Annotated in this window: 6 protein-coding genes and 1 pseudogene; 1 reads left to right on the top strand and 6 read right to left on the bottom strand. The window is 38.1% G+C overall.

Features of this window, described 5'->3' with window-relative positions:
* The 4 genes and pseudogenes from BO18_RS14175 to BO18_RS14160 all read right to left on the bottom strand — a co-directional run.
* Window positions 1-335: pseudogene (locus BO18_RS14175) on the bottom strand (hypothetical protein); the annotation flags it as partial.
* 362 nt (window positions 336-697) lie between these two features.
* Window positions 698-952 (bottom strand): hypothetical protein, encoded by a 255-nt coding sequence (locus BO18_RS14170; protein WP_034446937.1) that lies wholly within the window; start codon window positions 950-952, stop codon window positions 698-700.
* Window positions 953-1,091: 139 nt separating this feature from the next.
* Window positions 1,092-1,295: a hypothetical protein gene (locus tag BO18_RS14165; RefSeq protein ID WP_034446936.1), complete on the bottom strand. Its 204-nt coding sequence runs from the start codon at window positions 1,293-1,295 to the stop codon at window positions 1,092-1,094.
* Window positions 1,296-1,309: 14 nt separating this feature from the next.
* Entirely contained in the window at window positions 1,310-2,278 is a 969-nt protein-coding gene (locus tag BO18_RS14160; RefSeq protein WP_034446935.1) for a hypothetical protein, read from the bottom strand.
* Between the two features lie 260 nt (window positions 2,279-2,538).
* Here BO18_RS14160 and BO18_RS14155 point away from each other — a divergent pair, with 260 nt between their 5' ends.
* On the top strand, window positions 2,539-3,711 hold the full coding sequence (locus BO18_RS14155) for an IS110 family transposase (RefSeq protein ID WP_034443423.1): 1,173 nt from the start codon (window positions 2,539-2,541) through the stop codon (window positions 3,709-3,711).
* A 558-nt stretch (window positions 3,712-4,269) separates the two neighbouring features.
* Here BO18_RS14155 and BO18_RS14150 read toward each other — a convergent pair.
* Together BO18_RS14150 and BO18_RS14145 are read right to left on the bottom strand one after the other, a co-directional pair.
* Entirely contained in the window at window positions 4,270-5,244 is a 975-nt protein-coding gene (locus tag BO18_RS14150) for an acyltransferase family protein (RefSeq protein ID WP_185752437.1), read from the bottom strand.
* A 288-nt stretch (window positions 5,245-5,532) separates the two neighbouring features.
* On the bottom strand, window positions 5,533-6,480 hold the full coding sequence (locus BO18_RS14145) for an Rpn family recombination-promoting nuclease/putative transposase (protein ID WP_185752436.1): 948 nt from the start codon (window positions 6,478-6,480) through the stop codon (window positions 5,533-5,535).
* Window positions 6,481-6,732 lie beyond the last annotated feature (252 nt).

The raw sequence follows: 6,732 nt of genomic DNA, 5'->3' as shown, positions 1-6,732 counted from the left end.
GCAGATATTTTGTCTACGGTCCCGCCAAGGCTCTTATAGATACCAGCATATCCTATCGTCTTCCAGACCACATCAATGTTAAGATCATCCTTTGGGTTCTTATACTCGATTATGTTATGCTGCCTGAAGTACTTGCCTATAGCATTATCTATCTGGATATCAGAAGTCTTCTTAATCACCAGAAAATCAATACGAAGAGGCTTTTTTGAAAGCTGATATTCACGCTGGATAATTATTTTATCCTTATATTTGCGGAAGATAAGGCTTAACCCTCCGGCAATTCCTGAATGCCAGTCAATGGCATCACTCTTTCCTTTTTTTGTTTTTCTTTTCATCAAAAATTATATCACCTCCGTTTTAGGCGGACAATACGCCTGTTTTCTAATAGTTTTTGGGAATTCAAAGGCTTATTGTTCATATATGAACATAGATTGTAACCTTTCAGATAGGATACAAATGCCTTTGTTTGCTCCGATTGGGGCCGGATTTGTTTTAACAATCGAGACTATATCATTTGTGTAAATGACTTGTAAATAGGTTTGGGGAAATCTTAAGAAGTTCTGCTGCTATTCTTAAGAAAGCCTTAAGAATTTGATGTTTTATCGACAAGGAACGCACTTTAAAAGGCGCAACAGTTCTTTTCCCAAAACAAAGAAATGACCTGCTATAAAAGCAGGTCAAAAGTAATTTCATCGTTTTAAATCTCTCCATATTTTTCCTTGTACTTTTTGAGCATGGCATCCATTTCTGCAAGAGCTGTGTCCTTCTCGGCGATAGTGCTGTCTTTCTCGGCAAGAGCGCTGTCTTTCTCAGCAAGAGCGCTGTCTTTCTCAGCGTTTGCCTTTCTAAGATCTATGATAATTGGGGTTAGCTCTTTTTCTTTAAGATTGCCACCTTTTTCTTCAGCTTCTTTTAGTTCATCTGCCATTAATTCTCTTAATGCTTCACACATACTGGAATCTCCTTTCAGTAAATCGTATAATTCCCTGTTGGCCATAGTACTGACCTGCAGTAACACGAAGCCCCATTATTCAACCAACAAGTCCTTAAGATCATTTGGGTAGGTAAAGCACAAAAACACTGCAATGGTATCAATACTTAATACCATTGTCATCCAATAGTTTACGTAGAAGAGCGTTCTCATTTGTTAGAGTGACATTCTCATTCGTAAGTGTGGCTACATTTGATTCTGAGGCATCAAGCTGCTCTGTTTTGCTGTCAAGCTGTTCCTGAAGTTCATCAATCATGTATTTAACTGTGTTGCGGTCCATGAGTTGAAGTTCTTTTGAGAACATGTCCATCACTCCTTCTATATTCCTGCATTCAGTACTAGTTCTTTGTTCTCTTTTGCCTGTTTGATAAGCTCATCGATAGTATTGCTGTCATAACCAAAGTTTTCTTTCAGACGTTTCCTGGTTATTTCAATTGGAATATTATGCTCAATATCAAAACAGATGTCTTTAATGGCATCTTCTTGCTTAGTCTCATTTTTTGCATCACGTTTAATCGAAAGTTCTCTATCCCATTGTCTCATATATGCTTTGGTTACCTCCTCTCGGCCTTTGACCCTGGTAACTATAGTATCAATTTCATCGATGTCAATATTAGTAAGTATTGGCTTCTCTCCTGATACTATATATTTTAGCATTTCCTTTAGCTTTTTACTATGTTCAGGGGGAAGTGATATCTTTCCATTGGGATCATCAAAATTCGGCATTCCGTTGCAATACAAGAAGATATTTCTAATACCATTTTCATAAGGAATATCAGGATGCGTGATCAGCGTGCTCATTGCCTCATAATACATGTCCCCTGCCCCAAATGGATCGTATGATAAGATTACAATAGATACAAAGTCAGGAAGCTTATCGTATTCATCACCTGATTCAAGAAGTTTTGCGTCATAAAGGGCGTTATAGAATCTTAATCTGTTTGGTAAATACTTTCTGTCAGATTGGCGATCCTCCATTTCTATATCGTAGATTGTTGCTGTTGGCGCTTTTCCATCTTCAGTCTCGTCTATTTTGACGTCAAGTCTGATTCCGTGATATTTGGTATCGATAGCCTGGATGGGCTTTTGAGATGTGATGGATCTTATGTTGAATTCTCTGAAGAAGACTGCTTTCAAGATGTTCCCAACTATGATCTTTGCATCATCTTCGTCCTCCAGGGTGCTGTCAAAGAGAAATCCATTGATCAGATTCATTTCTGAAATGCTTTTCCTTGCCTGTTCTAGTGTGATTCGTTCCATTTTGTCTTGTTGATTGTTTTTGTTCATTTTTGTCCTCGTATTATATAGTCATACCCATTCTTTACCTTTTCTATAGGTATAAGGTATGCTGTTAAAGATGCTGTGGATTGGTGTGTTTGTCCTACCGCGTAGACGGTTTAAGAAAGGCTCCAACCACAGTCTCTTTGTTTAATTGTTAATCAGTTAGATACCGCATGACGGTTTATGTAGAACGAGGTTACAGCATGCAAAGAGCCCTGTGGATCTTATAACAGCAGCATCAAATACTTTTAAGGAGGATCATGATTATGATCTATGTTGGTATCGATGTTGCCAAGGACAAGCATGACTGCTGTATTCTTGACGACGAAGGCAGGAAGCTCTATCCAGTCTTCACCATCTCAAATGACAAGGTCGGTTTTGATGAGCTTTTCTCCAGAATCGAAGAAGTGACTTCTGACAAGACAGAAATAAAAGTAGGTCTTGAAGCTACCGGTCACTATTCTAACAATCTTCTGGCGTCGCTCGTTGATAAAGGTTTCCCGACCGTTGTTATCAACCCGCTACACACAAATCTTTACAGAAAAGGTCTAAGCCTTAGAAAGACGAAAACGGATAAAGTCGATGCCTCTTCGATCGCTATGATGTTGATGACCGATAGGACACTCAAGCCCTACTCGGAAATATCATATCACAAAGAAGAGCTGAAATCATTAACCCGCTATCGCTTTGACAAGGTTCATGAACGTTCTAAGCTCAAGTCTTCTTTAGCCAGGCTTGTGAACATCCTATTCCCCGAACTGGAGAAACTTGTTCCTTCGCTTCACCTTAATTCCATCTACACGCTTTTAGAAGAACTCCCCGGTGCCGATTACATTGCAGGATGTCATTTGACACATCTCAAAAAGCTTCTCGAATCCTCTTCCAAAGGACGATACAGCCGAGATAAAGCTATTGAGATCAGGAATGCCGCTATCGATTCTATCGGCACACCTATGGACGCAAAATCCATGGAACTACGACATACCATTCATCTCATCTGGATACTTTCCGAAGAGATTGAAGAAATCGAAGCCTCCATAAAAGCAATCATGGATGAAATGCAATCCCCGATAATGACCATCCCCGGCATCAGTTACCGTATGGGAGCGATGATTCTGGCGGAAGTAGGTGACTTTGCACGTTTCGATAATGCAGACAAGATTCTCGCTTATGCAGGATTATCTCCATCAACATATCAATCCGGGCAGCTTGATTCATCACACTCGCACATGGAGAAACGTGGGTCACGATACCTACGGTATGCGCTTTTCAACGCCACAAAGTTTGTCTGTAAATGGGATGAATCCTTCGGCATCTACCTCGGAAGAAAAATATCCGAGGGCAAGCACTACAATGTAGCCGTATCACATGCGGCGAAAAAGCTGATCCGAACAATCTATAGGATGGAACTAACCGGACAAGCTTACTCTCCGAGCTAATCAATCAGATATACCTTTTCTATTTGAGCACCCAATCGGATGCTCTGTTTGTCATGCAATTTTCAAGGAACTGATTGCTGGAAATAAGTCCCAGCCACTATACAAATCGCATTTCTGCGTTTTGATTAAAAATCATTTATTTTTTCTTGACTTCTAATAGTTAGTCTTTCTTTAATTAACTTAAGATAGTACGCTGAACAAAAAGAGAGTTAGATGCAGACGTTAATAACCTAAAGGATTAGTATAGCCTGCGAAGAATGCACAGAAAAAGCTACTCATAGGCAAAGTTAGCCAATGTGCAATAGGGATAAAGATTTCTCTATTTGTTCAGCGTCTGGAAGATATCGCATACACAGAAGATCATGCATTTTGTACATAGAAAACAGTGTTTCAGATACACTGTCTGTGTCAGCGACTGCTCCGGGTGGAGCAAGAATTGTTATGAATTTGTTCCAACGAATGTGACTATATCATTAGCGGAACATCTTGTAAATAGGTTTATGACAATCTTATGAAGTTCTGCTGCTAATCTTATGAAAGTCTTAAGAAATTGACGGATTATAGTGCAACATATGACATACATCTTTCAATGCATCTCTTAAGTATATCAGATAACAAGATTGAAAAAATAATTGCCAATATGTTCTCCACTAATAGCGCCGGAAAAGATTTTGAAATAATGATATGTGATAAAACGCCAAGAATTTTTTCATGAAATAAGTATATCTCCAGAGTCAGGCCACCAATATAGCTTAAGAAGCTCGGGACTAGGCGTGTGATCACATTTTCCCTTCTGTTGTATTCCTGAATCACTATCCAAATAAATACTATGGCTAACAGCACAAAAATATAAGAGGTTCTTATGATAGTCCAGCTACTATGTACTCTCTTATGATGTACATACATAGCAATGCCGCCACAAAGCACCCCGATTGTCGTCACAATGAACGCCACCTTTTCATTGATGTCCATTTCTTCGATAGCTCTTTTGGCAAAAAGAGCTCCGATCAAAAAAGCAGGGATCCTTGTTACAAAGATAGACATGATTACCGGTCTAAAATGAATGTGACCAAATATTGATGAAAATATAAGAATATATATAGCTAGAACAGCGAGTTTGACAACAGCTTCTTTTTTTATTATCAGATGATGTATGAATGGATATAACAAATACACAAGAAGTATGGCTGCAACAAACCATTCATGAAGATCGTCAGCAACATAAAAAGAAATAAGAGAATAATTCCATATGCATTCTGTTATAGGAGTTTTTAGGAAGATAACAGCTATAACGCCATATAGTAGTACAACCGCTAAATAAGTTGGAAGTATCCTTCTTAAACGCCTTTTGTAAAAGGTACTAATATCCGATATTTTATTCATTGAATAAAAGCAACCAAATCCTGACAGAAAAAAGAAAACATCTACACCGACCTGTGAAAAGACTTGAAGACCACTGTTGATTATGTGAAAAGCGCCAGGAGCATCTACCGTATTATGAGAAATCATTATCAAAATTATGGCGATACCCATAAGCTCTTTTCTGTATGTGGAAATCAAATTATATTTTAGTCGCATACTCTTAAATGGCCTTCTCGCTTTTCTAAATATATGGTTCGAGTTCAATGTACCTGGTACTTTGTAGAATATGTAACAAAGGCGCAGATTCAACATCCGCGCTTTGTCTATAAAATTAAACCCTATAGATGGTTGTACCTGGCATAACTCATCTGATAGTTCCCAAATATTTTAAGATAATCCTCAAGCAATGTGAAATCAAAAATACCTATCTGATAAGCTATAAAAGTTAGTATTGTTATTTTATGTCAGTTTATCGTCATGACACTCATTGTATTCCTGGATGAGAGCCTCCATTACACTTGGGTCGATAGCAGCTTTTTTAACATCTTCTACTCTGTCTAAATCAAAGAGCCAGGTGTTCAGCATATTGATATCGTGTCGACCTTTAATTATACCTTGTTCAACAAAAACTTCTGTAGCTTTGCACATATTCACTAATCCTCCTTCTGCTAAATCTGTTGAGATTGTCGTATCGGTGAAGGTGTTGATAACATTAATCGAATCCACATCCAGTAACCAACCCTCACCTTTTTCTTTCTTCGCTCTCAAATAATATTCTCTATCATCCTGATATTTTATGAATTCCAAGACATCTCCGAGCCTGGTACTAAATTTCTCAAAATCATTGATATCATAAGGATCTATCAGCTTTAGTTCGTAGTCATTGACAAACTCTAAAACCTTGGAATCTGTTTTGGGAAACATATCTGATAGTTTTCTGGGGCCATCCCACCTCTTGTTACTCCAATTAATTACAAGTGTAATTACCGGATTGATTCGACTTTCTTTAGTAAGCCCCGAAAGATACTCAGCGCTTTCAAGCTTCTGGTCTGATTCCTTTACACGTTTCTTTTCTTCCTTAACCTGAGAATCATAATTCAAGGCATCATATAGCATGTTTCTGACCGGCATAGCATAATGGATATCCGATTGGTTCTCTATGCCTAGAAGCACATATGTAATGTTGTCTCCATGTTTGATGGTAACATTCTTTATAACATCCCGAGTTTTCTTTGCTGTAACCATCTTCTCAAGTTTACCTATTACTGCTGTTTCAACAGCATTTGCTGGAGCAAGATCCTCAGGTTTAATTACTTGCTCTCCGCCGTAAATAAAATAGTTAAAGGCATCTGCAAAATGTTCATTGTCCGACATGTAGCTGTTGGACACATCATCTTTAATTCCCACTTTTTCCTCCTTAATTATATTTTCTTTCCATACTGCTAGCAAGTATGACATATAGTGGATAATCTCAGCGAAAACGCTGATTCTGCTTCGAATGAAACAGACGTCCCTGAACAGGCACGAAAATGATTCTATCATGTAATTCTTAAGATTTACCATCGAAATTTCTTAAGAATTTCTTAAGATTATGGCAAAACTTCACAATAAGGAATATTCTGTCAATAGAACAAAAGCACCTTTTCTCCATAAATAAAG

It is taken from the genome of Butyrivibrio sp. AE2032 (assembly GCF_000702965.1).
Note: the sequence above shows the minus strand (reverse complement) of the source record. Positions and strands in the feature narration are given on the sequence as shown.

Excerpts from the sequence above, each read along its gene's own strand:
- BO18_RS14155 (WP_034443423.1), top strand. The coding sequence starts at position 2,539 with ATGATCTATGTTGGTATCGATGTTGCCAAGGACAAGCATGACTGCTGT.
- BO18_RS14170 (WP_034446937.1), bottom strand. The coding sequence starts at position 952 with ATGTGTGAAGCATTAAGAGAATTAATGGCAGATGAACTAAAAGAAGCT.
- BO18_RS14160 (WP_034446935.1), bottom strand. The coding sequence starts at position 2,278 with ATGAACAAAAACAATCAACAAGACAAAATGGAACGAATCACACTAGAA.
- BO18_RS14165 (WP_034446936.1), bottom strand. The coding sequence starts at position 1,295 with ATGTTCTCAAAAGAACTTCAACTCATGGACCGCAACACAGTTAAATAC.
- BO18_RS14150 (WP_185752437.1), bottom strand. The coding sequence starts at position 5,244 with ATGGGTATCGCCATAATTTTGATAATGATTTCTCATAATACGGTAGAT.